Below are 24,986 nucleotides of genomic sequence, written 5' to 3' on the forward strand. Positions count from 1 at the left end.
GAACGTGGCGGAATCGGCATTAACCGGTGACCCACAGGTCGGCGACCGTCCCGCCGTCTCAGCAGATCTGCCAGCCGCCGTCGACGTGGACCAGTTCGCCGGTCACGTAACCGGCCTGCTCGCTGGCGAGAAAGAGCGCGGCTCCGGCGAGGTCCTCCGGCCTTCCCGCACGGCCCTGCGGAACCGGCTTGAGAAAGTCGCCTCCCTCCGCTTCCTCGGTCCACCCCTCGTCGATCTCGGTCGCGATCTGGCCGGGCGCGATGCCGTTTACTCGGATCCCGTCCTCGGCCAGTTCGAGTGCCGCGCCGCGGGTGATCATCCGTACCGCGCCCTTAGAGGTGTCGTAGGCGACCTGGCCGTGCTGTGCGAGGTTCGAACTGATCGACGCCGTGTTGACGATCGCGCCGGGGTCGTCGCGCTCTATCATGTCGTTGGCGGCGACCTGACAGCCGACGAACACGCCGCGGACGTTCACGCCGAGCAGTCGGTCGAGTTCGGTCGGGTCGGTTTCGCGGATCGACCCTCCGCCGAAGACGCCGGCGTTGTTGACCATCACGTCGACGCCGCCGAACTCGCGGGCAGCCTCGACGAGCGAGCGCACCTCGTCCGGCGCGGACACGTCCGTCCGAACGAACTCCGCGTGCCCGCCGGCGTCCTCGATCGCTTCGTGCGTCGGCAGGTCAGCATCGACGTCTTTGGGTTCTTCGCGCAGGTCAGCGACGATGACTGTCGCTCCCGCGTCGCCGAACGCCGTCGCGATGGCTCGGCCGATACCCGAACTGCCGCCGGTTACTATCACTGTTTCGTCCGTGAAGTCGAAGGTCGTCTGGCCCATGGCGACGCGTACGAGCGTGAGCGAGAAAAACGGTAGGGAAACTTACGCTTCGACGGCCAGACCGGAGTCACGAAGCGCCTCGTCGGCGCTGGCGTCGTCGTGGACGACGTCGGCGATGGCCCGCGCGATGCCCTCCGGGTCGTCGTGCTGGAAGACGGAGCGACCCATCGAGACCCCGGATCCGCCGGCGTCCATCACGCCGCGGACCATCTCCAGCGTCTCGCGGTCGGTGCCTTTGCTCCCGCCCGCGATGACGACCGGAAGGCGGGTCGCCTCGACGACGCGTTCGAAACTCTCCGCGTCGCCGCTGTAGCCGGTTTTGACGATGTCGGCACCGACCTCTTCGGCGAGGCGGACGGCGTGGCCAAGCGCTTCGGGGTCTTTCGAGTCCACGCCGGGGCCGCGGGCGTACGCCATCGCGAACACGGGCATTCCGAGTCGGTCGGCCTCTGCGGTGAGTTCGCCGAGATCCGCTATCTGGTCCGGTTCGTGGTCGCTCCCGACGTTGATGTGGAAGGAGACGGCGTCCGCGCCGGCCCGGACCGCTTCCTCGACGGTTCCGGTTACGCGCTTGTCAGCCTGGTCCGGTCCGATCGTCGTAGAGCCGTTCAGGTGGACGATGTACCCCCGTCCGTTCTTGTTATCGTGGACGCGTGGTGCGATACCTTTCTGGGTGAGCACCGCGTCCGCGCCGCCACGAGTCACCGCGTCGATGGTCGACTCGATGCGTTTCAGGCCCGTTACCGGGCCGAGCGTGATGCCGTGGTCCATCGGGACGATGACGTAGTTCCCGTCTGTCCCGATGCGGTCGAGACGCGCGTCGATGCCGGAACTCATGGTGTGTGAATGACTATCATGCCTGCGTTATGTGTGTTCGGGTTCTGGCACGCGTTGCGCGTAGCCGGACTCCGCGCCCTCCGTGAGTTCGCGGGCCTTCGCTTCGAGGTCCACCGCCACGTCCTCGGCGGGGCGGCCCTCCCTGTGGCCCTCGGCGACGATGTCGACGAGCGCGGACCCGACGATGATTCCGTCGGCACCGCCCGCGACGATTCGCTCGGCGTGTTCGCCGGTCTTGATGCCGAAGCCGACCGCTTTGGGAACGTCCCACTCTGTCAGCCTGGCGAGCGCGTCGCCGGTCTTGTCGCTTACGTCGTCGCGCGCGCCGGTAACACCCAGACGCGCCTGGACGTACACGTAGCCCGACACCTGCTCCATGATGCGTTCGAGTCGTTCGCCCTCAGTCGTCGGCGCGACGATGAACACGAGGTCGAGGCCGAGGTCGTCGCAGGCGTCGCGGAGCGGACCGGCCTCCTCCGCGGGCAGGTCCGGAACGACGATACCCTCGATGCCGACCTCTGCGGCGCGCTCGACGAACGGGCGCGGGCCCGCGTCCGAACCGAACTGGTAGATGAGGTTGTAGTACGTCATGCAGACCAGCGGCACGTCCACGTCTAACTCCTCGACGAACTCGAAGTACGTCTCGGGGGTCATCCCCGCCTCCAGCGCGCGGGTCACCGCACCCTGGATGGTCGGCCCTTCAGCGACGGGTTCGGAGAACGGCAGGCCGAGTTCGATCACGTCCGCGCCGCCGCGGGCCAGCGCCTCGACGTACGCCTTCGAGGACTCGTAGTCCGGGTCCCCGACCGCAAGATACGGGACGAACGCGGGGCCGTCCGCGAACGCCTCGTCGATGCGGCTCACAGTCCACCTCCGGTGAACACGTCCATGTCCGGCGCGGCGGCGATGTCTCGTTTCCCGGTTTCCTCGATCACCGATTCGAGGTCCTTGTCCCCGCGCCCCGAGACGTTGATGATCGTCACGTCGCCGAGTTTCTCCGGGTTCTCGTGGGCGAACCCGAACGCGTGGGCGGTCTCCAGCGCCGGGATGATCCCCTCGTCCTGCGAGAGGCGGTGGAACGCTTCCAGCGCCGCGTCGTCGTCGACGGTGACGGGCGTGACGCGGTTTTCGTCGACGAGGTGGGCCAGTTCCGGGCCGACGCCGGCGTAGTCGAGCCCCGAGGAGACGCTGTGAGATTCCATGATCTGGCCGTCGGTGTCTTGCAGGAGCTTGGTGCGCGCGCCGTGGAGAACGCCCTCGTCGCCTGTCGACAGCGACGCAGAGTTAGGCGCGACGCCCTCCTCCTCGTTCACTTCCAGCGAACTCCCACCGGCCTCGACGGCGTAGAGGTCGACCTCCGCGTCTTGGGTGAACTCGTGGAACGCCCCCATCGTGTTCGACCCGCCGCCGGCGCAAGCGAGGACGCTATCGGGGAGTTGTCCGGCCTGCTCACGGATCTGCCCGCGGGCCTCCTCGCTGATCACCGACTGGAAGTCCCGGACCATCCGCGGGAACGGGTGCGGGCCGACGACGCTCCCGATGACGTAGTGAGTGTCCTCGACGTTCGTCGCCCAGTCGCGCATCGTCTCGTTTATCGCCTCCTTCAGCGTCCCGCGGCCGATCGTGACGGGGTTTACCTCGGTCCCGTTGAGCCGCATCCGGAACACGTTGGGTCGCTGGCGGTTGATGTCGCGCTCGCCCATGTACACCTCGCAGGGCATTCCGAGGTGGGCAGCGGCCATCGCCGTCGCGGTGCCGTGTTGTCCTGCGCCGGTCTCGGCGACGATCCGCTCCTTGCCCATGTACTTCGCGAGCAACACCTGCCCCAGCGCGTTGTTCAGCTTGTGCGCGCCGCCGTGGACGAGGTCCTCGCGCTTGAGATACACCTCGCTGTCGTAGCGCTCCGACAGCTGTTCGGCGTGCTGGAGCGGCGTCGGCCGTCCGCCGAAGTCCCGGAGCCGACGCCGGAACTCGTCCATGAAGCCGTCCTCGTTGTCGAGGACGTAGCGCTCGTAGGCGTCCTCCAGTTCCTCTATCGCCGGCATCAGCGCCTCCGGCACGTACTGTCCCCCGTACTCTCCGAACTTGCTCGTACTCATCGTGTTAGTCTCTCCGTGTTCGCCCGCGGGTCGCCGTCCATGATCGCGGAGCCGACGAGCAGTCCGTCGGCCCCGGCGTCTCGCATCCGCGTCACGTCGTCTCGCGTCGCTATACCGCTCTCGGCAATGAGTGTCACGTCTCGCGGTGCCGCGGGCGCGACCCGCTCGAACGTCCCCAGGTCGACCTCTAGCTTCGCCAGGTCGCGGTTGTTCACGCCGACGATATCGGCGTCCGCCGCGACTGCCCGCTCGAGTTCCTCTCGCGTGTGGACCTCCACGAGAACTTCGAATCCGCGGTCGCGCGCGGCGGCGATCAGGTCCGCCAGGTCGTCGCCGACGAACCGCGCGATGAGGAGGACGACGTCCGCCTCGACCGTGTCTAACTGCGCTTCGCGCAGGACGAAATCCTTCCGCAACACGGGCACGTCCACCGCTGCCCGGACCCGCCGCAGGTTCTCTGGCGACCCGTCGAAATGCTCTGGTTCGGTCAGTACGGACAGCGCCGCCGCGCCGCCCTCGACCATCGCGGTCGCCAACTCGACCGGGTCCGCCTCCGTCTTCCCCTCGGTCGTCGGACTCGTGGGCTTTACCTCCGCTATCACCGGCGCGCGGTCGTCGGCTTCGGCGGCCGCCAGCGCGTCCGGCAGCGACCGGGCGTCGACCGAGAGCCGCTCTCGGCTCTCGTCTCCGCGCTCTCTGGCGGTGTCCAGAATGGAGCGAACCGCCGGTGCGACCTCGTCAGCGTTCATCATCGTACATTAACGGACGGATTTGTACATAAGACTTGCGGGAACAGCGCGGCAGTAAATTAATAATTGGATAGTATAGCGCATAGTACGAGTGGAAAGTAACTATATATGGACAGACGAACACTCCTCAAATCCGGGGCCGGGATCGCAGGCGCGGCCAGTCTCTCCGGGATCTGGTGGGGCACGCGGGACGATCTATCGGTACGCGTGACGAACACCGCCCGAGAACTCGAGGACGTGACACTCACGGTCCGGACGCCCGACGGCGAGCGCGTGTACCGAGACGCGTTCGAGGTTCCCGAAGATCAAACCGTCGAACGGCACGATATCGTGAGTCCCGGCGAGTACGAAGTTGCTATCTCTGCCGGCGGACACGCGTTCGAGCGCACCTATGACCTGCAGTTCTGTCACGACCCGCTGGTCTACGTCGACGTCGGTCCCGGCTCCCTCATTGGCATGGGTTCACACTGTCGCAGACTGTGGTGAGTCGTAACGACAGTCACCGACACGGGGTCGGCGAACACCGGTACACAGTTACAACAGACCCTATCAGACCATATCTCCTTTCCCGCGGCCTGACGGGTTCTGTTCGAGCGTCGGGATCTCGCCCGTCTCGGCGAGGCTCTGGAAGCGGTCGAGCGACTTCTCGGCGATAGTCCCGGGCACGATGTCGAAAGCGTCCATCACGGCGTTGCTCACCGAACCGCCCGGCGGGTCGAAACGGAAGCGGACCGTCACCTCCGTCCCCCGGTCGTCCGGTGCCGGGCCGAAGCGCACCGAACCCTCGTTGGGTAGCGTCGCGCCCTCCAGCGACTCCCACTCTACGAGTTCGCCGGGCCGGTCCGTCACGACTCGTGCGTCCCACGCAAGCACCCGGCCGAGCGGCCCACGAACTTCCCAGTGCTGGCGGTTTTCGCCCGTCGGCGTCACGTCCGCGAAGTGCGCCATGATCCGCGGCAGTTGCTCCGGGTCGCGCCACATCTCGTAGAGTTCCTCCGCCGGCCGTCCGATGGTGACGGAGCGTTCGACTTCCGTCGCCTCGGGGGGCGCGCCGGTCTCGTCGCGTCCGAGAACCGCGCCGCTCGCATCCGCGCCCCGCGCGGTCGAACGTTTCCCCCTGACCCCGCGGTACGCGAGCCAGCCGCCGACGGCCGCAAGCACCGCGCCGCCGAGCGACCGCCGTTTGATGCCGGCCGCGACGAGCGCTCCGCCGACCGCCGCCGCGCCGACTCGTTCGGCGGTGTGAACGTCCACGCCAGTCGGCTGGTCGGCCCGCACGTCCGCCACGTCCCGCGACTCGTCGCCGGACTCTGGTGGCCGCGCGGTCATCGTGATGCCCCCGCGTCGCTCAGATAGTTTCGTCCCGATTCGTCGGCCCTCTCGACTACCGCATCGAGTGATACTGACGGACGGAAGCCAGTGGCGAATTTCGCGGAGACGTTCCCGCGGAATATCTGAAACAGTTCCGTCCGACAGTATGACCCTTTGATGATGGCGCTCAGTAGCATACGGTATCTCCCCCACCGTACTACTCCACAGGACCGGCATTGTATGTTGGCCCGGGGGAACAACGCCACGGCTCGAACCGGGCGAATGTTCAAGGCCTCGACGGTCCTCCACCGGTACATGGAAGACGCCGGCATCTATGCGCGGGAATCGCCGTATCTAGAGCGATTCGTACAGATAGGTATCGCCAGCGGACGGGTTATGAGCGTCTCGTTCCCTTCGGCTCCCGAGGACAACGCGGACGGTGAACACGAACTGCTCGACCGTGTCTTCGCGTACCTCCAGGGCGAAACGGACGATTTCGCGGACGTTCAGGTCGCGCTCACGGTCCCGACCGACCAGCGGGCGGTACTGGAGACGGTCCGGGACGTGCCGTACGGGGAGCAACTGACGGTCGAAGCGCTCGCCCGGATGACACCGGGGCTCAGCGGCGACGAGGAGGACGACCAGCGGACGGTTCGAACGGCGCTTTCGGAGAACCCCGCGCCGCTCCTGATTCCGGACCACCGCGTGCGCGACGGGCCGAGCGCCGCCCCGCCGCCGGTCGAGCAGCGACTGCGGTCGCTAGAGGGACTCTAGGCGCGGCCGCACGAACATCTCGAAGAGATACAGCGAGAGCGCGGCGAGAGCGAGCAGCGTCACCCCGCCGTCGCCGATGGCGGCGTCCTCGACGATGAGGACGTACCCCTGTACGAGACCGGTGAGGACGAACAGTCCACCGGCGACCCGCAGCCCCATTTCGTCGGGGTTGCGGACGCGCAGCAGTACGCCGAACGCGACCATCACCAGCGAGAAGGCCAGGTCAGTGAGTACGCCCGCCGTCGCGTTGCCCGTTGCGACTGCGACCGCGGCGATGACCAGATAGACCAGGCCGACCGCAAGCGTCAGCGTGCGGACGTTCAGATATCCTGTCGGACGTAACTGTTTCATGTATCTCGCGGGGATGGCCCCGCGACAGTCTTCACTGACGAGATCTCGTCAGCGTATTCGTCCAGCGGAGTCACGTTCGGACCGACTCAGAGCGGCCGGAAGTGCCTTTCGACGAATCCGGGCTACGTCCAGTCGACGCCGACCCCTTCGTGGACGACGAACTCCAGTGCGTTCACCAGGTAGTGTGCGACGACGACGGTGAACAGGCTTCCGGTGACGATGAACGCCGCCGCGAGCACGAACCCGAGCGTTCCCGTGACGGCGATACCGCCGGGGCCCTGCATACCGTGACCGATAGCGAACGCGACCGTCGAGAAGACGGCCATCGTCCACGGCGAAACGGCGAAGCCCGTCGAGATAACGCCGATGAGCGCCGCCCGGAACAGCAGTTCCTCGAAGACGGCGATCACGGGTAGGACGGTCCCGAGCAGGACCACCCACCCCGTCAGCGAGTCCGGAGCGAGCAGTTCCCGGAGTCCGTCGTCCGTGTCGAAACCCAGTCGCTGGAACAGCATCGCGGTCCCCTCGTTCGCGGCGTAGAGCGTCAGACCGAGGCCAACTCCGATCAACAGCGCGGGCCATCCCGTATTCCCCGGTGCCGTCGTGACGCCTAGCGCCGACATCGGTATCTGCGTGTACCAGGCCGCCCCTACGAGCAACGCCCCCAGTAACCCCTGCGAGAACGCGACGTTGACCAGCAACGCCCCGGTGGAGAATTCGATATCGTCCTCGTCAGTCCGGGCCGTCTCGTGGGACGGCGTGCCGGGCGGAAACGGGTTCCGGCTCTCGCCGTCGGACTGACGGGCCCGCGGCTCGGTCGGTGCGTCCCCACCGAGCCCCGGATCCGTTCCCTGTCCGTCACCGTCTACGCTCGGTCTCGGAACGCGTTGGTCGTCCGAGGATTCGACGGGTGCGGGTCCGGGAGACGGTTCGGACGGTGACTCTGAGGGGGATTCCCGGGTGACAAACTCCGTCTCGTCGGTGGGGAGACCGGCCGCACCGCTGTCGTCGGTCATCGCTGACTGCGTCGCTCGGGAGAGTAACAGCAAAAGCGAAAGAACGACGAGCGAAAAACCCGCGAACGCCGTCGCATCGAACTGCGACGAGGTCGTGCTCGCTTCGCTCGCCAAGACCGCCCAGTCAGGCACGGTCGGGCCTACTGCGGACTGGGGCTACCGCGGCCGACCTGCCGTTCGAGGGCCGAACCGGTGATGCTCTTGATACGCTCGACGAGACCGTCGTTTTCGGTTTCGCCGGCGAGTGCGACCTCCAGCACTTCGCTGAGGTGCGAGACCGGGATGATCTCGATCTGCTCCTCGTACTCGTCTTCGATCATCACGTCCTGCTCGTTCGCGGCCGGGATGATAACCGTATCGAGGCCGGACTTGGCGGCCGCCTCGATCTTGTGCGTGACGCCGCCGACCGGGAGCACGTCGCCCCGGACCGACAGCGACCCGGTCATCGCCAGGTCCTGTCTGACCGGCGCGTTCTCAAGCGCGGAGATGACGGCCGTCGCCACCGTGATAGAGGCGGAGTCGCCGTCGACGCCCTGCTGGCCCGCCTGAACGAACTGGATGTGAACGTCCTTCTCCGAGATGTCCTCGTCGGAGAACTTCTTGATGATGGCGGAGACGTTCTGGACGGCCTCCTCGGCCATCTCCTGCAGTTTCCCGGTGGCGATCACCTGTCCGGGGCCCTGGCTGGGTGTGACCTCGGCCATCACGGGGAGGACAATACCGCTGTCCTCGCCCATGACCGCGAGGCCGTTGACGCGGCCAACCACGTCGCCCTCGGAGACGGTGAGTTCGTAGTCCTTGCGCCGCTCGATGTAGTCGTCGGCGAGTTGCTGTTCGATGGAGCGACTGCGGCGCTTCGCCTGAAGCACGTGGTCGCGGGTGGTGAACTCGGCGTCCTCGGCGCGGGCGATGTCGCCCGCGACCCGCACCAGGCCGCCGAGGTCGCGCAGTTTCAGCGTCAGGTGACCCTTGCGTCCCGCGCGGCGCTTGGCTTCGAGGATGACCTCCTCGATCGCTTCCTGCGTGTAATGCGGCAGGCGGCCGTCCTTCTTGACCTCCTGTGCGATGAAGCGCGCGTACTTGCGCCGCATCTCGGGGGTCTCCTCGATGGTGTCGTCCATGTACACCTCGTACCCGTACCCCTTGATGCGGGAGCGGAGCGCGGGGTGCATGTTCTCCATCGCGTCGAGGTTCCCCGCCGCGATCATGATGAAGTCACAGGGGACTGGCTCGGTCTGGACCATCGCACCCGAGGAGCGCTCGGACTGGCCGGTGATGCCGAACTCGCCCTCCTGGATCGCGGTCATCAGCTTCTGCTGGCTCCGGATATCCAGCGTGTTCATCTCGTCGATGTACAGCACGCCCTTGTTCGCCTTGTGGATCGCGCCGGGTTCGACGCGGTCGTGGCTGGGCGTCTCCATGCCGCCGGACTGGAACGGGTCGTGGCGGACGTCGCCCAGCAGTGCGCCGGCGTGAGCGCCGGTCGCGTCCTCGAACGGCGCGGTCTGCTCGTCGGCGGCGTTGACGATGAGGTTCGGGATCATCGCGTCGCTTCCGCGGTTGGAGTAGCGGAAGGCGAGGTAGACGACACCCGCTGCGAGGATGCCGAGCAGGATGCTAGCGGGGGAAAGGAGCGTGTAGCCGAGCACGATCGCGATGATGATCCACATCAGGAACGACCGCATCCGGTTTTTCTTCCGGGCTTCGTCCTTGTGGGCCTCGACGATCTGCTCGCCTTTCCCGGCGGGAACGGTTCGGACCTTCGGCTCGTTACCGTCGTCCGGGTTGTGGTAGACGAGAACGTCCTGCAGGTCCTCCTTCGGAAGGAGTTCGCTCATCGCCTTCGCGAGCATCGACTTCCCCGTTCCGGGGGAGCCGATCATCATCACGTGGCGCCGCTGCTTGGCGGCTTTCTTGACGATGTCGCGGGCGTTATCCTGACCGATCACCTGGTCGACGAGTTGGTCCGGCACGTCGATGTCTTCGGTCGACTCTATCTGGAGGCCGCCGAGGAGGTCGTCCTCGTCGACGTCGTCAGCTATCTCCGCGTCGACCTCACTACCGAGCTCTGTCTGTGACTCCTCGTCACCCGTACCGATATCAGACACTTGCGAGTCTGTCTCGTCTCCGGGCGCCGAAGATTCGTCCGGGCTTGGATCGACGCCGCTTCCCTCGTTCCGGTGGTCCTCGTCCCCATCGCGGGGATCGCGGTTCACCGGTTCGGGAGAAACGTCGTCTGGGTCCGTGTCGTTACTCATAGAATGTCGTTACTGGCTAAATCGAAGGGAGGAGAACTGATATACTTTCCCCCCTCTATCAATCGTTCATCGAATGGCGAAAACGGTACACAGAGGCCTACAAGCGACAGTATAGCACAAAAACCCGAACTCGCCACCCTTATAAACCGACAGGTCGCACCTACTGAGTATGATACGGGGGTTCTACATCGGCCGATTCCAACCCTTCCACAACGGCCACTTCAACATGGTGCAGGAGATAGCCGAGGACGTAGACGAGTTAGTCCTCGGAATCGGGAGCGCCGGCGACTCCCACAGCAAACACGACCCGTTCACCGCCGGCGAGCGGGTCATGATGGTGACGAAGTCGCTCGTCGACATCGACCTCGTGACCTACGCCGTCCCCATCGAGGATCTGGAACGCAACTCGGTGTGGGTCAGCCACGTCCAGAGCATGAGTCCGGAGTTCGACGTCGCGTACTCGAACAACCCGCTGGTGATCCAACTGTTCGAAGAGGCGGGCGTCGAAGTGCGTCAGTCACCCATGTTCAACCGGGAGGTGCTGGAAGGTCAGGAAGTCCGCGAGCGGATGATCAAGGGGAAAAACTGGAAATCGCTACTTCCCGATCCCGTCGTCGAAGTCGTCGAGGAGACGAACGGCATCGAGCGCTTACAGCGCGTGAGTGAAACGGACAGCAACGGGAACTGAGCATCCGAACCGACACAGCATGATTACGCTCGCCTCCGACTTCGGGTCGCCGTATCCCGCCGCGATGAAAGGCGTGATACTCCGGCGGACGGAGGCCCGACTCGTCGACGTCGCCCACGACCTACCGCGTCAGGACGTTCGCGCGGCGGCGTTCTGGTTACGTGAGGTACTCCCGTGGTTCCCGCCGGCAGTCCACCTCGCCGTTATCGACCCCGGCGTCGGTACGGAGCGCACAGCCATGGTCGCACGAGCGGGCGGTCACGCGCTGGTCGGACCTGACAACGGCGTTCTGGTCCCGGCAGCGCGGGAACTACTCGGCGAGGATAGCCGGGTAGAGTACTTCGCGATCGACGACGAGGGCGCCGCCAGTAGCACGTTCCACGGCCGCGACGTGTTCGCGCCGGCCGCGGCAGAGGTCCACGAAGTCGGTGTCGACGACCTCGACTCTCTCGGCCGACTGACCCCCGTCGACGAGTACGAGGACCTCTCTTTTCCCAAGCCGACCGTCGCGGACGACGCGGTCGTCGGCGAGGTGCTCGTCGTGGACGACTTCGGCAATGCGATCACCAACGTTCCGGGCGACGTGATCGAAGGCGTCGAACAGGTGCGCGTAAACGGCCAGTCGGTGCCCGTCGGCGAGACGTTCGCCGCCGTGCCGCCGGGCCAGTGGCTGGTCACGGTCGGCAGTCACGGTAACGTCGAGTTAGACGTGAATCGGGGCCGCGGCGACGAGGCGTTCGGTGTCGCCGCGGGCGACGAGGTGCGCCTGACGTTCGACTGATGCCCCGGTGATCCAGTACCGGTGCGGCCAGGGCGGTTCGGGGGTCCGCTCTCGGACGGGGAGCGGTCACTCCGCCGAGATGACGTCGTCGATGCGAGCGATCATCGTCGCCGCCTCCACAGCAGACTCGACCGCCTCTCTCTTGACCGCGGCGGGGTCGACGACGCCCGCCTCGACGGGGTCGCCGATCTCGCCGGTTCGCTCCGTCGCGATGATGCCCGCTCGTCCGTGAGCGTCGTACGTCGCCCGCAGGTCGACGAGCGCGTCGATCGGGTCCATTCCGGTGTTTTCGGCGAGAGTTCGGGGGAGCACGTCGACCGCGTCGGCGAACGCTTCGATGGCGAGTTGCCTCCGGCCCTCGGTCCCCGTCGCAGCGTCGCGGACGGCGTCCGCGATAGCGATCTCCGTTGCGCCGGCTCCGGGGACGACCCCGCCGGTCTCGATCGCGGCCGCGACGACGTCGACCGCGTCCGTGATCGCGCGCTCCAGTTCGTCGGCGACGTGTTCGGTGCCGCCGCGCACGAAGAGGCTGACGGCCTCGGCCGCCGAACCGCCCTCGATGAACGCCAGTTCGTCCTCGCCGAACGTCTCCGTTCGGACGCGGTCAGCCGTACCGAAGTCCTCCTCACTGAGGTCGTCGAGCGCTCCGATCCGGCTCGCACCGGTTGCGCGGGCGATCCCCTGCGCGTCGCCGTCAGAGAGGCTCTCGAACGCGAGAATGCCGCGTTTGCCGAGATAGCCTGCGACGCGGTCGTCGATATCGCCGGTCGAGAAGACCACGTCCACCCCGGCGTCGTCGAGCGTCTCCGCGTACTCGCGTAGTTCGCGCTCCCCGGACTCTCGGGCGGCGGTCAACTGGTCGACTGAATCCACCGAGAACTCCGCGCCGACGTTACCGGTTCGGACTTCGAGGTCGACGTCGAGGACGGCGATAGTAGCGTTCTCGACTTCCGACGGCATCGCGTCGGTCGCCGGATCCTCTTCGAGAACGATCCCCTCGACGAGTTCGGTCGCCGTCGAACTCGCGCCGACGCGAGCGTAGACCGTGACGGCGTCCCGGTCGACGACGCCGTTTCGCTCCGCGTGACGGACCGCGTCGACGACGGACTCCGCGAGGCTGCTCGCGGCGACGCCGCCCGTTCCTTTGCCGGTCATGCTGCTCTGGGCGACCTGCGCCAGCAGGTCGTCGTCGACCTCGACGTCGAGCGCCGTCTCCTCGACGGTTTCGACCGCGATCTCGGCGGCCTCGTGGTACCCCTCGACTATCGTCGTCGGATGGATGTCGTCTTCGAGAAGGGTCTCGGCCTTCGCGAGCAACTGGCCGGCGAGGACGGCGGCGGTCGTCGTGCCGTCTCCGACTTCGTCCTCCTGACTCTCGGCGACTTCGACTATCATCTCGGCGGCGGGATGCTCGATATCCATCTCCTGAAGGATGGTCGCGCCGTCGTTCGTGATGACGACATCGCCGTCGCTGACGAGCATCTTGTCCATCCCTCGGGGGCCGAGCGTAGTGCGGACCGACTCGTTGACCGCTTTCCCGGCCGAAATGTTCGACTGCTGCGCGTCTTCACCGTGTGTTCGTTGGCTGTCCTCCGACAGCACGAACATGGGCCGTCCACCCATGCGCTGCTGGGGGTTCGAATCTGCCATGGTGAATCCTCGGAGAGGAATCGTTTGCGGTTCTATATAAAATTTCTGTTAGCGGATCTGATGGGAACGGGACACTGAAGGGGGCTTTCCGCCGCTCTGGTCCGTCTGCGGTGGAGAGTGTCCCCGCGGCCGCGTCAGAAACCAACCGGTATTCAAAAATACCGTGAAACGGAAATGAAGAACAGATGTTAGAGTTGGAACACCGGTTCCGCGTGGTCGACAGTCACGCGCGCCTGAACACGGACGACGAGTCGGCGGTTCGCGGCCGGGCGATCACGCCGGACAACCTGGAGCGGGAGATGCATCAGGCCGGCGTCGTCCGCTCGGTGGTGTTCCCGGACGTTCCGGACGACCAGCGATATCTGCAGGCAAACAACGCCGTCGCGAGGCTCTCAGTCGAACGGCCGTTCGTCGCGTTCGCACGCATTAACGGGCCGCGCAGCCCCGGCGATTCGACCGGAGCGCGTCTCCGTAATCTCGCGGCCTCACGCGAGGAGTGGCATATCTCCCCCGACGACGTCGAACAGTACGCCTACGACGACCGCTTCCACGGGTTCAAACTCGACCCCGCGACGGACGGCCTCCCCGACGACGACGTGTTAGACGTACTGGAGTCCGTCGACCTCCCCGTCCTCGTCCACGGCGGCGAGTCCTGTCCGCCAGACGTGATCGAGGACGCTCTGCTGGATCGCTCGTTTCCCGTCATCGTCTCGCACTTCGGCGGGCATCCGCTGAACCGCGACCTGATGGGCGAGGCCATCGACCTGCTGAACCGCTACGACGACTACTACCTCGACACGAGTTTCGTTCGCTATCGCGAGCAACTGGAGCGCGCCCTCCTCGAACATCCCGACCGCGTCCTGTTCGGCAGCGGCGCGCCATCCACTCACCCCAACGTCGGCGTCATGGAGATACTGACGCTCGACGTTTCCGAGGACAAGATGCGCCGAGCGTTCTCGAAAAACGCGGCGCGAGTAATCGACGCGCTCGGTGCCGAGAGCGAGCAGTAACGCCCCCACAGCGGCCGTCCGTCTCTCACGCGATCTCCGTCCGATACACGTTCGCCGTCCAGGTCGTCCCGCCGATTTCGATCTCCTCTCGGCCGACACGGTCGAAATGCTTCTCGTAGAACGCGTTTCCGACCTCGTTCTCGTCGAGGACCTTCTCCTCGATGCACTCGACGTCTTGCTCCGCCAGGCTCTCGGCCACGCAGTCGAGGAGTCGCTTTCCGAGCCCCTGTCCCCACCAGTCCGGGTCGAGATAGATGCTGAGTTCTCCCTCCACGTCGATATCCGAGGGGCCGCCGGAGGCGTAGCCGACGATAGTTCCGTCGTCCTCGGCGACGAAGAGGCTCCGCTTCGAGGACGCTATCGTCCGGCCGAGAACCTCGTCTGAGTAGTGGACAGCTAACATCTCGTCCAGCGCGTCCTCCGGAAGCACTCCTCCGTACGCACCGCCCCATGCGCGTCGTGCGACCCGCTGGATACCGTCGATATCTCCGCGTTCAGCCGGTCGAATAGTGGCTTCGTCTGCCATGATCCTCTGTGGCACGTACTGGGCAAAAAATCGCGGGGCGAGTTCTCCGAGATGATCGGTTCCGTCAGTGCAAAACACCGCGGGGTTCGAGACAGTGCAGTTGGAGACACCGCGGTTCGGACTCCGCGACGTAGAGTCGACCGACAACTCGCCGGAGTTCGGCGGGGTGTGCGTTCCAGGGGTCCTGGCCGGCCACGATTTGCCGGAAGACCCGTTTTTCTCGTCTTCCGAACCCTCGCTTGTGAGGGCAGAGAGCAGGCCGTCAGGCAGTTACGCACGCAGAGCCACCGTGAGCGAACGAGAGAAACGAGTGAGCGAGCGGGATTTTTTGGCCGAGCTTTTTGCCGGGAGAGGTCGCACTTTGTGCGACCCGACCGGGAAAAGGGTCGCTTCAGAAGGTTTCTTCGATGATCTCGCCAACCGCGAAGTTGGATTTGACCTCCGTGATTTCGACCTTCACGCGCTCGCCGACGTCGGCACCGGGGACGATGATGACGTACCCCCGCTCGACGCGGGCGATGCCGTCGCCCTGCTTGCCGATGTCTTCGATCTCGACGTAGCGCGTCTCGTTGATCTCGACGGGCGGTTGCGGTTCCGGCGGCGCACCGGTCGATGCGTCATCGGAATCGTCCGCTTCCTCGCTAGAGATGAGTGCGACGCGATAAGTTTCGCCAGGTTTCACGGAACCGGTTTCGATTTCGCGACGCGGGACCTCCACGACGTAGCTGTCGTCTTGGACGGTCACGTCGGCGCTGAACAGACACAGGAGTTCATCAGAGATTTCCAAGGTTAGACCTCCACGATAAATCTTGGAGCCATACATTAAAGAAGTATCGCCGGTCAGCGGGGTTTTTACCGCTTTCGCAGGGTTCCGTCGGGGGATTTCGCCCCTTCGGAGTCGTGTACTACTACCTCGCCCGGAGCTGAGTCCGCCGGTTCGTACTCGTCGCGGACGTCGATCGCCTCGTCCAGTTCGCGGACGGCCCGTTCTTTCAGCGCCGCGGCCAGGTCCTCGGCGTCCTCCCGCGAAATGTCCCGGCCGAGACCCTCGCACTCGTGAGCGCGGACGAGGCCGGACTCGTCGACGGCCTCGCCCATCGGCTGGCTCGTTCCGGCGAGTGCGACGCTGAACGGGTACGTTCGACAGATAAGCGGCCGGTCCTCGTGGACTGTACACCCGCCGACGCCGTCCGCGTCTTCGGTGTAAAAGGTGCAGTCGCCGCAGCCGTCGGTTTGGAGCGCCCACTCGAACGTCTCGCCTTCGGTCCCGTCCGCCGTCTCCGTCAGGCCGTACGGCATCGGTCGAGCGACGTCGCGCCAGTCCCGTTCGGTCGAGTCGCCCGGGGACTCGGCGTCCTGCAGTTCGCGTACCTCGTCCGGAAACACCGTCGCGGTGTGCGGGTCGGCCTCGTCGGCCTTGCAGCACGCCCCACAGCGGGTGCACTCGAAGCCGATCGACTCGATGGCGTCGGCGAGGTCGTCGACATCGAGGTCGCGGGCGCGGTCGAGTTCGGCTTCGAGGCTCTCCATGCTCGTCCGTACTCGCGGGTACTCAAAAGGAGTGCGGTCAGCGAACGGGTCCCGTCACGCCGTGCGGTACCGTTCGCCCTCGCGCCGGACCAATCCCTTCTCGTCTAACGTGTCGAGTACGTCGTACAGGGTCATCCGCTTCATGTCGAGTTCCGCGGAGAGGTCGCCGACCGTCTCGCAGTCCGTGACTCGAAGGTAGTAGTAGACGAGTTTCGTCTGCGACGACTGGAGGTCGCCCGGCATCCGTCGCTGGGCGACGGCCTCGGGATCGGTTGGGTACGACGTGAAGTCCATACCGTTTTGACTGACGCGTCCTCCCGCCAAGAACCTATTCGATTGTTTATTATAAATTCCGCTCTGGAGGCTTACACCTCGGGGACGCCAGTTCCCCGTCCCACTCGACGCGACCCTCGACGGCCAGTTTCTCCAGGTGAGCCTCGACGGTCCGGACCGCCATTTCGCGGACGCCGGTGAGGTCCTTTTCGTACGCTGCGTCGACGATGTCGACCAGCGTTCGCGCGCCGCCGCGAACCGCCGTTTCGATGCGGCGCTCGCGGTCGCGGCGGTGTGAAACGAGACGAGCTAACGTCTCACGAGGTGCCTTGATCGCCGGGCCGTGACCGGGAAGCAGTCGCTCGGGGTCCTGTGCGTGCAACCGCCGAAGGGCGATGAGATAGGCGCGCATGTCCCCGTCGGGCGCGGTGACGGCGACGCTCCCCTCGGCCACGGCGAGGTCGCCGACGAGCACCGTGTCGTCGATGCGAAACGCGACGTGGTCGGACGCGTGCCCGGGGGTGTCGAGAGCGATCGCGCCGTCCGTTCCGGGGAGATCGCTCCCTGGACGAAACGTCTTATCGGGGGCGACACCCGCCGTCCGCTCGAACCGGTCCTCGCGGCCGGCGCGACACCAGACAGTGGCGTCGAGCGCGTCGGCGTAGTGCGCAACGCCGCCGACGTGGTCCGGGTGTGCGTGCGTGACGGCGACGTGAGCCACGGACCGCTCGTCGACAGCTGCGTCTAACTCGTCGGTCCTGCCGGCCGGGTCAACGAGCAGCGCATCCTCGGACCCAACCACGTACGCGTTCGTGGCACCGCCGGGTGCGCGGTCGTACGGGACAGCCGTCCGCTCTATTCCAGTCATGCTCCGGCGTTCGGTGGCGAAGACAAAAGGCTGGCCGGTCGATGGGTGAGAGAGTCAGTTGTTCAGGAAGTAGACCTGCTTTCGCGCGTCCTGAAACGAGTACCGTGAGTTGACGAGTTCGTCGTCTTCGAGGCGGTTCAACGCGTACCGAACGGTACGGTCGGGCAGTAACGATTCCTCGGCGAGTTGTCCCTGGGACAGGGGTGCGTCGGATTCGAGGACCTTCGCGACGAGTTTCGCACTCGGCGGGAGTTCGTAGAGACGGTCGCGGAATTCTGAATCTGATAAGGCTTCGTCATCAGTTTCTTTCGAGCGCTCCTCCTGCGTACTGGTGCTCATGGACTCTATTCGACAAAGGTGGTAAGTAAAGCTTGGCTATATGGGGGTCCTAACAATGCACAGAATATTAGGTGTATTATTATCGTAATAGGTGGGTTGTAGAAGACTTTTGTTTCGCCTGTCGAGAGACGATATGTATGAGTGAGATTCCGGAGACACACCGCGACCTGTTCGAGAAGAAGACGTTCGGGCATTTCGTGACGGACGACCCCGACGGGAGGCCGCAGGTTTCGCCAGTGTGGGTCGACTACGACGAAGAAGCGGGGTCGATGCTCGTCAATACGGCGCGAGGGCGACGAAAGGAACGGAACGTCGAGGAAGGGACGACAGTGGCGCTGTCGATGCTCGACCCCGACGACCCGTATCGCTATCTCTCTGTTACCGGAACAGTCGATGCCGTCACTACTGAGGGTGCGGTCGACCATATCGACGAACTCGCACGTCGGTACATGGGTGTCGACGAATATCCGAACCACGGCGAGGAGTCGGGTGAACGAGTCCTCATACGGATACGACCCGAGACGGTCCGTTCCGGCGGGGATTAACGGCCGCTCGGGTTTCGGTACTGGCCCATCGGCGATTCGCAATCGGGACAGTGGACGCGAAGCAGGTTCCCTCGCTCGTGCCTGACGAGACTGTCTACGTCGTGGGTCGTACCGCACTTGGTGCATTTCGGCATACGCCGATCTACGGTACCGAATAACAAGGAATTTCGGTCAGTAAGTCGGAACGACTCCAGTACCGTTTTATCCTATGGAACGAGAACTCACTACAGCGTGAAGGGACAGGAGTGGTACCAGGAGTCCGATGTCGCCGAGGAGTACGAAGAAAAGCGTTTCTCGCGCGGGGGAAGACTCATCGACCGTCGCGAGAAGGAAGCTGTTCTCGACGCTATCGGACCTGTCGAGGGCAAGCGCGTTCTCGAAATCGCCTGTGGAACGGGCCGGTTCACCGTGATGCTCGCGGAGCGCGGTGCGGACGTAGTCGGACTCGATATCTCGGGGCCGATGCTCCAGCAGGGCCGGGAGAAAGCCAAGTCGGCAGGCGTCGAGGAGTCGCTGGAATTCATGCGGGGCGACGCCGGGCGCCTTCCGTTCCCGGACGACCACTTCGACACGGTGTTCGCGATGCGGTTTTTCCACCTCGCGGACACCCCTGCGGCGTTTCTCAGCGAGATGCGTCGCGTCTCGAAGGAGCAGGTGTTTTTCGACACGTTCAACCGATTTAGCAGCCGCAGCGTCTACAACTGGCTGTTGCCGATGGGGTCGCGGCTCTACTCGCAAACGGAGGTGCTCTCGTTGCTCGACCGGGCCGGTCTGTCGCTCGTTGGCGACGAACACGATTTCGTTCTCCCCTACGGCTTTTACAGGAAGATACCGAACAGCATGGCCAGCGCGTTTCGGTCGCTGGACACCGCAGTCCATCGATCGCCAGTCGGCGACAGCCTCGCTTCCGTTTCCTACTGGAACGCGTCGGTCGTGTGAACGCCTTGGCTGGTATCCAGTGATCTTTTAATCATTCACTCTCCTACAGGGTGGTATGGAGCTCTCGGTAGTCGTCCCGACACTGAACGGCCGAGAGCAACTGAAACGGAGCCTGGACGCGATAAACGACCACGTTCCGGCCGCGGAGACTATCGTTGTCAACGGCCCGTCCTCGGACGGGACGACCGGTATGATCCGCGAACGCGAAGACGTAGACGTCCTCCTCGAACTCTCGGACCGGAACGTCAACGTCGCCCGGAACGCCGGTATCGGCGTCGCGACGGGTGACGCTGTCGGCCTGATAAGCTACCGGCTGGCGGTCGAACCGTCCTGGTACGAGGCTGCCGCCGACGCGCTCGTTGACGGCGCTGACGCCGTTACCGGACCGACACACCGCACGCTGCGCGCCGGGATGACGACCGAGTCCGAGGAGACCCGCACGTACGCCGGTCGTTCGGTCTCTTTCTGTAACGGGGACAACGTCGTGTTCGACCGGGACGCTATCGAGGCTATCGACGGGTTCGACGAGTACCTCGAAACCGGCGGGGCCCGCGACGTATCCCATCGACTCGCGGCGGTCGACCGGTCAGTCACCTGGGCTCCCGAGATGAGCGTCCGCGGCGAGTACGGGGCTGACGGCGGCCGAACGCAGTACGACTGGGGGTGGCGCCACCAGTCGGTGGCCTATCAGCTCTGCAAGAACTACGGCGTCCACCACAGCACGATCCGCCGAATGACCGGACTCGCGCTGAGAGACGCCGCGGGCGTCGCGAAGGACGTGTTCCGCGGCGATGTCGAACTGAGCGCCTGGCTCGGCAACGGTCGAACGGTGATGGGTGGTGTCCTCCGCGGCTGTAAGGACGGGTTCGCGGCCCGTTCGCGCGACGGCACCGCGGCGAAGAATCCAAACGGTCTCGCCGACCGCCATGACCGGGTCGTGGAACTGTACGACTGGCGTTAGGCCCCCACGCTGCTTGCGGTAGTTCGGCTCAGTCACACTGTCCCCGTAGCTCTTCTGCCGTTCGCGCTATCTCTACGACTGGGACTCGACTTCGAGCGCGCGCTGTTGGAGGTGGTCGACGACGGCAGGGTCGACCGTCCAGAGCCCGTAGTACGTGTTCGACCCGCGTTCCGTCGCGACGAGTGCGCCTTTCGCCGCATCGTTGCCAGCGCCGTCGAAGATGACGAGCCAGGTGCCCGTCAGGGCGTGGCTTCCCTCGGGGCGGACAGTGAGGGCCTCTCGGCTTCCGGGCGTCCACTCCGGTTGGTCGAACACCGTCACGTCCACTCCGGCGTCGGCGATACTCTCGTACAGGTTCCACTGGTCGTCCATCATCGAGAGGCGCTGGTGGCCCGTCGCGTACAGTTTGCCGTCGCCGGCCCACCACGCCTTCTTCTCGATGCGCTGGGAGAGCGTTCGCATCCCCTCCCGGTCGTCGTAGTCCGCGATGAAGACGGTGTCCGCCGGTTGTGCACCCATCACCGTCCCGTCTATGTCCGCGACCGACCGGTCGCCGTGGAGGATCGGCCCGTCGATCAACACGTCGTCGTGCATGACGGCGAACTCCGTTCCGGTGTCCCTGAGCGTCTCGCCCTGGGTCACCGATTCGACGTCGAAAAAGGCGGAGAGCTCTTCGCCCAGTGCCGCTACCACGTCGTCCGGACAGTCGGAGTTGAAGACGGCGAGCGTCAGCCTCTCGGGGACGGTGTCGCTGTCTAGCCGTCGCTGTCTGAAGATATCTCCGTCAGTCATTCCCTTGGCGGAAACACCACAGCGACTCCAATAAGTTTCGTTGCGAGCGATCCCACCTGTCGAGACGGTGTTAGTCCGCGCCTTCCGGCGACCGCACCGTCGCGAACTTGCCCAGGTCGGCGTCTACCCCGACCTCGGCCGTCGACTCGTACGGACGGTTAACGACGATGTCGCCCGCGCTGCTCCTGCCGACGCCCGGTATCGCCCTGAGTTCGTCCATCGACGCGCTGTTGACATCGAGGGGGTAGGGGACGCCGGTGACGGAACGGTAGCCGTGGCCGACGATGGAAACGTCGATGGTCCGGCCGAGTTCTCGCTTGCCGGGGATACCGACGAGCAGCGGGTAGGTGCCGAGTTGCCGGCCGAACGTCTTGCCGTCCTGATGGTACTCCAGCGTAACGTCCGGCAGGACGGTTCCCGGCGGGGCGACGCGCTGGAGCATCGGATTGTCTATCTCCTCACGGACCTCCTGTTTGTACTGCTTGAACTGCTGCTTGTGGTCCTGTGCGAGTTCCGCGCCCGTCTCGGCCATATCGGTGCCCTCGAACGCCATCACCTGACGGATGTTCACGCGGCGGAGCATCAGCCCCTCGTCGTAGACGCGCTGGAGGAACTGCCTGTTGTGCTCGAACGTCTCCTTCCGTTCGCCTTTCAGTCCGTGGACGAGGTTGATACCGGGCAGGAGTTTCGGAAGGCGGTTCGGAGCGTCGTCGCCGGTCGAGGGGCCCGTCGCGTCGCTCCCCTCTCCCGGCCGCCATCCGGCCTCTTCGTTGACGATCTTGACCGCTTCGAAGCACTCCTCGGCGGAGACGTTGAGGTTGTTCTCCTCCTGTACGAGCGGGTCCGCGGATTCGAGACCGAACGCCGCCGTGTCCCCGGGCGTGTTGTGCTCCGCGATGACCCGGATACCCTCGCGAGCCTTCTCGGGCCACTTCACGACCGTGATGGGGTTCATATTGTCGAGGTGAAGCGTTTCGAGGTCGGGTGCCACCTCGCGGATGCCGCCGTAGAGGTCGCGGAGCGCGTCCGGGTTCGGCGCTTCGCCGTCGCCGCCGTAGGCGAGGATGTCGGCCTGGCGACCGAGGCGGAAATGCTGGACGCCGCGGTCGGAGAGCGCGTCCACCTCGTCGACTACGCTCTCGGGCGGACGGAAATCGGGGTCGCCGTACATCGGTTCCGTACAGAACGAACAGCGGTACGGACAGCCGCGAGACGTTTCTAGTTCCGCGATGAGGTAGTCGGGGTGGTTCGGATGCTGTTCCACGATAAACGCCCCCTTGCGCGCCCAGCGCGTCTCCTCGGGGACGCCGCGGTAGCGGTCCTCGAACCCTTCGAGCCCGTTCGAGACGATGTCGTACGCCGCGGCCTCCACGTCGGCCATGGCGAGGAAGTCGAAATCCAGGTCGTCGCGTTCGGTTTCGCTTGCGCCCTCGTTCGCGTCGCCGACGCCGAAGCGGACCGGACCGCCCATCAGCGAGGTGCCGTCGGCGGTCCACGCGAGTTCGCGCACCTCGTCGGGTTCGGCCGGTGTGCCGCCGACGTACTTCCCGGGGACGGTCATCCCCCCGGTGTAGCAGAGCAGGTCCGCTTCTTCGACGTCGCGCCACTTGTGGCGGTCGTCGCGGAGTTCGTCGATGGTGTGGTACGTGATGTTCTCCGACGGGACGCCCGCGTCGACGAGCGCGCCGGCTGTGTACCGGGGGTACGTCGAGACGTACGGCGGGACCCCGAAATGCGCTGGCTCGTCGACGTAACCGTCGACGATGGTCACGGAGAGGTCGGCGGGGTCTGTCATACGTCTCCGTTGACGCTCGACGGGTAAAACGGTGCGGAAACGGACGGTGTGGAATCCGGCAGAGCCCGAGACTCTCAGTCCGGGCGTCGGCAACGCCATACCCTGCCGCAAACGGTTTCCCCGTACCGAGATAACTCTGATCTATGCCAAAGACCGAGGAGATCAAGTGCACGAACGAGAACTGCGAACTCGACATGTTCGAGAACCACTACACCTACGACGTGCCCGACGACCTGAGCGTCGACGACCTCGTCTGTCCGTACTGCGCCGAGACGGAGAGCCTGCAGCTGATCGAACTGTGAGCGGGGCGGCGACGGCCGCTCGCGTTCGGAGAACGCGTCAGACTTAGGCGTCTGCGGCCCGTCATTCGGAACAAGATGACACTGCGTGAGATCGGCAAGTCGGTCAGCGACTCGGTCGTCAAGCGAGTCGGCCGGGCGGCCAGTCGCATTCAGGAGTCGCGGTCGCTCACGGCGGACGTACTTGAGAGCGACGAGGCGTTTCTGGTCGTGTTCGACGCACCGGGTACCACGAGCAGCGACGTTCAGGTGCGGTTCGTCGACGACGCCGTGATGGTCCGTATCGACCGGTTCCGGGAGTACCGCGAGGGGTACGAGATGCGGTTCCCCGGCCGCGGCCTCTCGCTGGACGGCCGCGCGGAACTGCCCGACGGAGCCGATGTCGTCCCCGGCGAGTCGACGGCGACGCTCACCGGTTCGGGAGAACTCCGCGTTCGCCTGCCGAAATCCGACCCCGTCGGCGGAGACGGCACCACTGGTTCCGAAACCGCCGACGCCCCGACGGACGCGTAACTACTGCCGCGACTGACGCGTAACTACTCGGAGACGGTCATTCCTTCGACGATGTCGAACTCCTCGTCGCCAGTAAAGCGAGTCGGATCGTAGTCGGGGATGCCTTCCTCGCCGAGTATCGTTTCGGCGGCGACCTCGCCGAGCGCCGACGAGCGCATGAAGCCGTGGCCCTGGAACCCGGTGGCGACGTAGATCCCGTCGCGGAGTTCGCCGAGCAACGGGTTGCGGTCCGGCGTCGCGGTACAGAGGCCGGCCCAGGCGTCCGTCACGTCGGCGTCGACGCCGACGCGATGTGCGAGGCCGTCCCGCATCGACGACACGAACGCGTCGTCGCCGTCCCGTTTCCAGTCGTCGGGGTCGCTTTCGACCTCCTCGGTCCCGTCGCCCGCGAGCAGACCGTCGCCGTACGGCCGAAGGTAGAACCCGCCCGTCGCGTCGTAGGTCATCGGCACCGCCGGACCGTCCTCGTTCGAGCGACCGCTCGGCCCGCCAGCCGTCGTTAGCGCCTGTACGCGGTACGGTTTCAGCGCGATCGGGATCCCCGCTTCGGACAGGATCCGTTTCGTCTGTGCCCCGGCGGCGACGAGGACGGCGTCGAACCCGCGATGCTCACCGTCGCCTTCGGCGGAACCGCCGCCGCCCTGGGCTGTCTTCGACGACCTGGTAGTGACACCCGGCGGGTCGGCCGTGAGTGACACTTCGACGCCGGTTTCGATCCGCGCGCCGGCCTGGCGCGCTTTCTCGGCGAGCAGTGGCGGGTACGTCTCCGGGCGTACCCGCCCGGCGTTTCGCGCGACGGCGGCGACGGCGATGTCGTCAGTCCGCAGCGCCGGCCACTCCGCAGACAGCTCCTCCGGGTCGACCAGCGCCGCGTCCCGCCCGTGGGATCGCATTCTGGGGACCTGCTCACGGATAGCGTCCGCGCGGCGTTCGTCGCCCTCGCGCGCCAGCCAGACGTACGGCGTCACCTCGAACGAGAAGTCGCCCTCCCCCGAGAATTCGCGGAAGCGCTCGACGGCGCGGTCGGCGACGCGAGCGTCGACGCTGTCGGCGAACGCGTCGTAAACGATCCCCGCCGCGCGACCCGTGCTGCCGGCGGCTATCTCCCCGCGTTCGAACAGCGTGACGTCCGTTCCGCGCTCTGCGAGGTCGTAGGCGGCTGTCGTGCCGACGGCACCGCCGCCGACCACAGCAACGTGCTTGGCCATACGTAGCGGTCGGACGGGGTCCACTTACGCGTACCGCCG

30 protein-coding genes are annotated in these 24,986 nt (G+C 65.5%); 10 read left to right on the plus strand and 20 right to left on the minus strand.

What is annotated here, in order from left to right:
- Positions 1-58: 58 nt before the first annotated feature.
- The 5 genes from SM753_RS13270 to trpC are packed head-to-tail and all read right to left on the minus strand — an operon-like array spanning position 59 to position 4,520.
- Positions 59-835, minus strand: a complete 777-nt coding sequence (locus tag SM753_RS13270) for an SDR family NAD(P)-dependent oxidoreductase (RefSeq protein WP_323191956.1) — start codon at positions 833-835, stop codon at positions 59-61.
- Positions 836-877: 42 nt separating this feature from the next.
- Positions 878-1,672, minus strand: a complete 795-nt coding sequence (locus tag SM753_RS13275) for a 2-amino-3,7-dideoxy-D-threo-hept-6-ulosonate synthase (protein WP_323191957.1) — start codon at positions 1,670-1,672, stop codon at positions 878-880.
- 27 nt (positions 1,673-1,699) lie between these two features.
- Entirely contained in the window at positions 1,700-2,536 is an 837-nt protein-coding gene (trpA, locus tag SM753_RS13280; protein WP_323191958.1) for a tryptophan synthase subunit alpha, read from the minus strand.
- Positions 2,533-3,771 (minus strand): tryptophan synthase subunit beta, encoded by a 1,239-nt coding sequence (gene trpB / locus SM753_RS13285; protein WP_323191959.1) that lies wholly within the window; start codon positions 3,769-3,771, stop codon positions 2,533-2,535. The genes trpA and trpB overlap by 4 nt, the downstream gene beginning before the upstream one ends.
- Complete coding sequence (trpC, locus tag SM753_RS13290; RefSeq protein WP_323192085.1) at positions 3,768-4,520, minus strand: indole-3-glycerol phosphate synthase; 753 nt, start codon at positions 4,518-4,520, stop codon at positions 3,768-3,770. The genes trpB and trpC overlap by 4 nt, the downstream gene beginning before the upstream one ends.
- Before the next feature lie 108 nt (positions 4,521-4,628).
- Between trpC and SM753_RS13295 the strand changes: the two genes are divergently transcribed.
- Complete coding sequence (locus SM753_RS13295) at positions 4,629-5,006, plus strand: hypothetical protein (RefSeq protein WP_323191960.1); 378 nt, start codon at positions 4,629-4,631, stop codon at positions 5,004-5,006.
- Between the two features lie 63 nt (positions 5,007-5,069).
- On the opposite strand, the gene SM753_RS13300 is transcribed toward SM753_RS13295, so the two are convergent.
- A complete protein-coding gene (locus tag SM753_RS13300; RefSeq protein WP_323191961.1) occupies positions 5,070-5,849 on the minus strand; it encodes an SRPBCC family protein in 780 nt (259 codons plus the stop codon).
- Positions 5,850-6,146: 297 nt separating this feature from the next.
- Between SM753_RS13300 and SM753_RS13305 the strand changes: the two genes are divergently transcribed.
- Positions 6,147-6,605 carry an MGMT family protein gene (locus SM753_RS13305; protein WP_138796998.1) on the plus strand — a complete coding sequence of 153 codons (459 nt, stop codon included), beginning with the start codon at positions 6,147-6,149 and terminating at the stop codon, positions 6,603-6,605.
- On the opposite strand, the gene SM753_RS13310 is transcribed toward SM753_RS13305, so the two are convergent.
- From SM753_RS13310 to lonB, 3 genes are all read right to left on the minus strand, one after another.
- Complete coding sequence (locus SM753_RS13310; RefSeq protein ID WP_135533393.1) at positions 6,591-6,956, minus strand: hypothetical protein; 366 nt, start codon at positions 6,954-6,956, stop codon at positions 6,591-6,593. The two genes, SM753_RS13305 and SM753_RS13310, sit on opposite strands and share 15 nt — an antisense overlap.
- A gap of 122 nt (positions 6,957-7,078) precedes the next feature.
- Complete coding sequence (locus SM753_RS13315; protein WP_323191962.1) at positions 7,079-8,104, minus strand: CPBP family intramembrane glutamic endopeptidase; 1,026 nt, start codon at positions 8,102-8,104, stop codon at positions 7,079-7,081.
- An 8-nt stretch (positions 8,105-8,112) separates the two neighbouring features.
- Positions 8,113-10,230, minus strand: a complete 2,118-nt coding sequence (lonB, locus tag SM753_RS13320; protein WP_138797000.1) for an ATP-dependent protease LonB — start codon at positions 10,228-10,230, stop codon at positions 8,113-8,115.
- 169 nt (positions 10,231-10,399) lie between these two features.
- Here lonB and SM753_RS13325 point away from each other — a divergent pair, with 169 nt between their 5' ends.
- Entirely contained in the window at positions 10,400-10,918 is a 519-nt protein-coding gene (locus tag SM753_RS13325) for a nicotinamide-nucleotide adenylyltransferase (protein WP_323191963.1), read from the plus strand.
- 19 nt (positions 10,919-10,937) lie between these two features.
- Complete coding sequence (locus SM753_RS13330) at positions 10,938-11,699, plus strand: SAM-dependent chlorinase/fluorinase (protein WP_323191964.1); 762 nt, start codon at positions 10,938-10,940, stop codon at positions 11,697-11,699.
- Between the two features lie 66 nt (positions 11,700-11,765).
- Here SM753_RS13330 and thsA read toward each other — a convergent pair whose 3' ends face one another.
- Positions 11,766-13,307 (minus strand): thermosome subunit alpha, encoded by a 1,542-nt coding sequence (gene thsA, locus SM753_RS13335; RefSeq protein WP_369335361.1) that lies wholly within the window; start codon positions 13,305-13,307, stop codon positions 11,766-11,768.
- A gap of 227 nt (positions 13,308-13,534) precedes the next feature.
- Between thsA and SM753_RS13340 the strand changes: the two genes are divergently transcribed.
- Positions 13,535-14,359 carry an amidohydrolase family protein gene (locus SM753_RS13340; RefSeq protein ID WP_135533388.1) on the plus strand — a complete coding sequence of 275 codons (825 nt, stop codon included), beginning with the start codon at positions 13,535-13,537 and terminating at the stop codon, positions 14,357-14,359.
- Positions 14,360-14,384: 25 nt separating this feature from the next.
- Here SM753_RS13340 and SM753_RS13345 read toward each other — a convergent pair whose 3' ends face one another.
- The 6 genes from SM753_RS13345 to SM753_RS13370 form a co-directional block, all read right to left on the minus strand.
- Positions 14,385-14,885 (minus strand): GNAT family N-acetyltransferase, encoded by a 501-nt coding sequence (locus SM753_RS13345; RefSeq protein ID WP_323191965.1) that lies wholly within the window; start codon positions 14,883-14,885, stop codon positions 14,385-14,387.
- 391 nt (positions 14,886-15,276) lie between these two features.
- Entirely contained in the window at positions 15,277-15,672 is a 396-nt protein-coding gene (locus SM753_RS13350) for a TRAM domain-containing protein (RefSeq protein ID WP_135533386.1), read from the minus strand.
- A gap of 65 nt (positions 15,673-15,737) precedes the next feature.
- Positions 15,738-16,415 carry a YkgJ family cysteine cluster protein gene (locus tag SM753_RS13355; protein WP_323191966.1) on the minus strand — a complete coding sequence of 226 codons (678 nt, stop codon included), beginning with the start codon at positions 16,413-16,415 and terminating at the stop codon, positions 15,738-15,740.
- 54 nt (positions 16,416-16,469) lie between these two features.
- Positions 16,470-16,709 (minus strand): helix-turn-helix domain-containing protein, encoded by a 240-nt coding sequence (locus tag SM753_RS13360; protein WP_323191967.1) that lies wholly within the window; start codon positions 16,707-16,709, stop codon positions 16,470-16,472.
- Between the two features lie 49 nt (positions 16,710-16,758).
- Positions 16,759-17,556 (minus strand): MBL fold metallo-hydrolase, encoded by a 798-nt coding sequence (locus SM753_RS13365; protein ID WP_323191968.1) that lies wholly within the window; start codon positions 17,554-17,556, stop codon positions 16,759-16,761.
- A 54-nt stretch (positions 17,557-17,610) separates the two neighbouring features.
- Complete coding sequence (locus tag SM753_RS13370) at positions 17,611-17,895, minus strand: winged helix-turn-helix domain-containing protein (RefSeq protein WP_135533382.1); 285 nt, start codon at positions 17,893-17,895, stop codon at positions 17,611-17,613.
- A 137-nt stretch (positions 17,896-18,032) separates the two neighbouring features.
- On the opposite strand from SM753_RS13370, the gene SM753_RS13375 reads away from it, so the two are divergent.
- Positions 18,033-18,440, plus strand: coding sequence for a pyridoxamine 5'-phosphate oxidase family protein (locus SM753_RS13375; RefSeq protein WP_135533381.1), 408 nt, complete (start codon positions 18,033-18,035; stop codon positions 18,438-18,440).
- On the opposite strand, the gene SM753_RS13380 is transcribed toward SM753_RS13375, so the two are convergent.
- Entirely contained in the window at positions 18,437-18,574 is a 138-nt protein-coding gene (locus tag SM753_RS13380) for a hypothetical protein (protein WP_323191969.1), read from the minus strand. The two genes, SM753_RS13375 and SM753_RS13380, sit on opposite strands and share 4 nt — an antisense overlap.
- A 97-nt stretch (positions 18,575-18,671) precedes the next feature.
- Here SM753_RS13380 and SM753_RS13385 point away from each other — a divergent pair, with 97 nt between their 5' ends.
- Together SM753_RS13385 and SM753_RS13390 are read left to right on the plus strand one after the other, a co-directional pair.
- Positions 18,672-19,379, plus strand: a complete 708-nt coding sequence (locus SM753_RS13385; protein ID WP_323191970.1) for a class I SAM-dependent methyltransferase — start codon at positions 18,672-18,674, stop codon at positions 19,377-19,379.
- Between the two features lie 55 nt (positions 19,380-19,434).
- On the plus strand, positions 19,435-20,340 hold the full coding sequence (locus SM753_RS13390; protein ID WP_135533379.1) for a glycosyltransferase family 2 protein: 906 nt from the start codon (positions 19,435-19,437) through the stop codon (positions 20,338-20,340).
- A gap of 72 nt (positions 20,341-20,412) precedes the next feature.
- Here the strand turns inward: SM753_RS13390 and SM753_RS13395 are convergent, their stop codons facing one another.
- Complete coding sequence (locus SM753_RS13395) at positions 20,413-21,132, minus strand: hypothetical protein (RefSeq protein WP_323191971.1); 720 nt, start codon at positions 21,130-21,132, stop codon at positions 20,413-20,415.
- Positions 21,133-21,202: 70 nt separating this feature from the next.
- Entirely contained in the window at positions 21,203-22,927 is a 1,725-nt protein-coding gene (locus SM753_RS13400; protein WP_323191972.1) for a radical SAM protein, read from the minus strand.
- A 143-nt stretch (positions 22,928-23,070) separates the two neighbouring features.
- On the opposite strand from SM753_RS13400, the gene SM753_RS13405 reads away from it, so the two are divergent.
- Both SM753_RS13405 and SM753_RS13410 read left to right on the plus strand, forming a co-directional pair.
- Positions 23,071-23,229 (plus strand): hypothetical protein, encoded by a 159-nt coding sequence (locus tag SM753_RS13405; protein ID WP_168192935.1) that lies wholly within the window; start codon positions 23,071-23,073, stop codon positions 23,227-23,229.
- Between the two features lie 75 nt (positions 23,230-23,304).
- Positions 23,305-23,739, plus strand: a complete 435-nt coding sequence (locus SM753_RS13410) for an Hsp20/alpha crystallin family protein (protein WP_323191973.1) — start codon at positions 23,305-23,307, stop codon at positions 23,737-23,739.
- 23 nt (positions 23,740-23,762) lie between these two features.
- Here the strand turns inward: SM753_RS13410 and SM753_RS13415 are convergent, their stop codons facing one another.
- Positions 23,763-24,947: an FAD-dependent oxidoreductase gene (locus SM753_RS13415; RefSeq protein ID WP_323191974.1), complete on the minus strand. Its 1,185-nt coding sequence runs from the start codon at positions 24,945-24,947 to the stop codon at positions 23,763-23,765.
- Positions 24,948-24,986: the final 39 nt, after the last annotated feature.

Source organism: Halostella sp. PRR32, assembly GCF_034808085.1.
GTDB lineage: Archaea > Halobacteriota > Halobacteria > Halobacteriales > Natronoarchaeaceae > Halostella > Halostella pelagica.

What these genes read in the sequence shown, in the direction of transcription:
- SM753_RS13340 (WP_135533388.1), top strand. Translation starts at nt 13,535, where the DNA reads ATGTTAGAGTTGGAACACCGGTTCCGCGTGGTCGACAGTCACGCGCGC.
- trpC (WP_323192085.1), bottom strand. Translation starts at nt 4,520, where the DNA reads ATGAACGCTGACGAGGTCGCACCGGCGGTTCGCTCCATTCTGGACACC.
- SM753_RS13330 (WP_323191964.1), top strand. Translation starts at nt 10,938, where the DNA reads ATGATTACGCTCGCCTCCGACTTCGGGTCGCCGTATCCCGCCGCGATG.
- SM753_RS13305 (WP_138796998.1), top strand. Translation starts at nt 6,147, where the DNA reads ATGGAAGACGCCGGCATCTATGCGCGGGAATCGCCGTATCTAGAGCGA.
- SM753_RS13360 (WP_323191967.1), bottom strand. Translation starts at nt 16,709, where the DNA reads ATGGACTTCACGTCGTACCCAACCGATCCCGAGGCCGTCGCCCAGCGA.
- thsA (WP_369335361.1), bottom strand. Translation starts at nt 13,307, where the DNA reads ATGTTCGTGCTGTCGGAGGACAGCCAACGAACACACGGTGAAGACGCG.
- SM753_RS13395 (WP_323191971.1), bottom strand. Translation starts at nt 21,132, where the DNA reads ATGACTGACGGAGATATCTTCAGACAGCGACGGCTAGACAGCGACACC.
- SM753_RS13410 (WP_323191973.1), top strand. Translation starts at nt 23,305, where the DNA reads ATGACACTGCGTGAGATCGGCAAGTCGGTCAGCGACTCGGTCGTCAAG.
- SM753_RS13405 (WP_168192935.1), top strand. Translation starts at nt 23,071, where the DNA reads ATGCCAAAGACCGAGGAGATCAAGTGCACGAACGAGAACTGCGAACTC.
- SM753_RS13270 (WP_323191956.1), bottom strand. Translation starts at nt 835, where the DNA reads ATGGGCCAGACGACCTTCGACTTCACGGACGAAACAGTGATAGTAACC.
- SM753_RS13380 (WP_323191969.1), bottom strand. Translation starts at nt 18,574, where the DNA reads ATGCCGAAATGCACCAAGTGCGGTACGACCCACGACGTAGACAGTCTC.
- SM753_RS13345 (WP_323191965.1), bottom strand. Translation starts at nt 14,885, where the DNA reads ATGGCAGACGAAGCCACTATTCGACCGGCTGAACGCGGAGATATCGAC.
- SM753_RS13400 (WP_323191972.1), bottom strand. Translation starts at nt 22,927, where the DNA reads ATGACAGACCCCGCCGACCTCTCCGTGACCATCGTCGACGGTTACGTC.
- SM753_RS13275 (WP_323191957.1), bottom strand. Translation starts at nt 1,672, where the DNA reads ATGAGTTCCGGCATCGACGCGCGTCTCGACCGCATCGGGACAGACGGG.
- SM753_RS13300 (WP_323191961.1), bottom strand. Translation starts at nt 5,849, where the DNA reads ATGACCGCGCGGCCACCAGAGTCCGGCGACGAGTCGCGGGACGTGGCG.
- SM753_RS13415 (WP_323191974.1), bottom strand. Translation starts at nt 24,947, where the DNA reads ATGGCCAAGCACGTTGCTGTGGTCGGCGGCGGTGCCGTCGGCACGACA.
- SM753_RS13375 (WP_135533381.1), top strand. Translation starts at nt 18,033, where the DNA reads ATGAGTGAGATTCCGGAGACACACCGCGACCTGTTCGAGAAGAAGACG.
- lonB (WP_138797000.1), bottom strand. Translation starts at nt 10,230, where the DNA reads ATGAGTAACGACACGGACCCAGACGACGTTTCTCCCGAACCGGTGAAC.
- trpB (WP_323191959.1), bottom strand. Translation starts at nt 3,771, where the DNA reads ATGAGTACGAGCAAGTTCGGAGAGTACGGGGGACAGTACGTGCCGGAG.
- SM753_RS13310 (WP_135533393.1), bottom strand. Translation starts at nt 6,956, where the DNA reads ATGAAACAGTTACGTCCGACAGGATATCTGAACGTCCGCACGCTGACG.
- SM753_RS13365 (WP_323191968.1), bottom strand. Translation starts at nt 17,556, where the DNA reads ATGACTGGAATAGAGCGGACGGCTGTCCCGTACGACCGCGCACCCGGC.
- SM753_RS13390 (WP_135533379.1), top strand. Translation starts at nt 19,435, where the DNA reads ATGGAGCTCTCGGTAGTCGTCCCGACACTGAACGGCCGAGAGCAACTG.
- SM753_RS13295 (WP_323191960.1), top strand. Translation starts at nt 4,629, where the DNA reads ATGGACAGACGAACACTCCTCAAATCCGGGGCCGGGATCGCAGGCGCG.
- SM753_RS13370 (WP_135533382.1), bottom strand. Translation starts at nt 17,895, where the DNA reads ATGAGCACCAGTACGCAGGAGGAGCGCTCGAAAGAAACTGATGACGAA.
- SM753_RS13325 (WP_323191963.1), top strand. Translation starts at nt 10,400, where the DNA reads ATGATACGGGGGTTCTACATCGGCCGATTCCAACCCTTCCACAACGGC.
- SM753_RS13355 (WP_323191966.1), bottom strand. Translation starts at nt 16,415, where the DNA reads ATGGAGAGCCTCGAAGCCGAACTCGACCGCGCCCGCGACCTCGATGTC.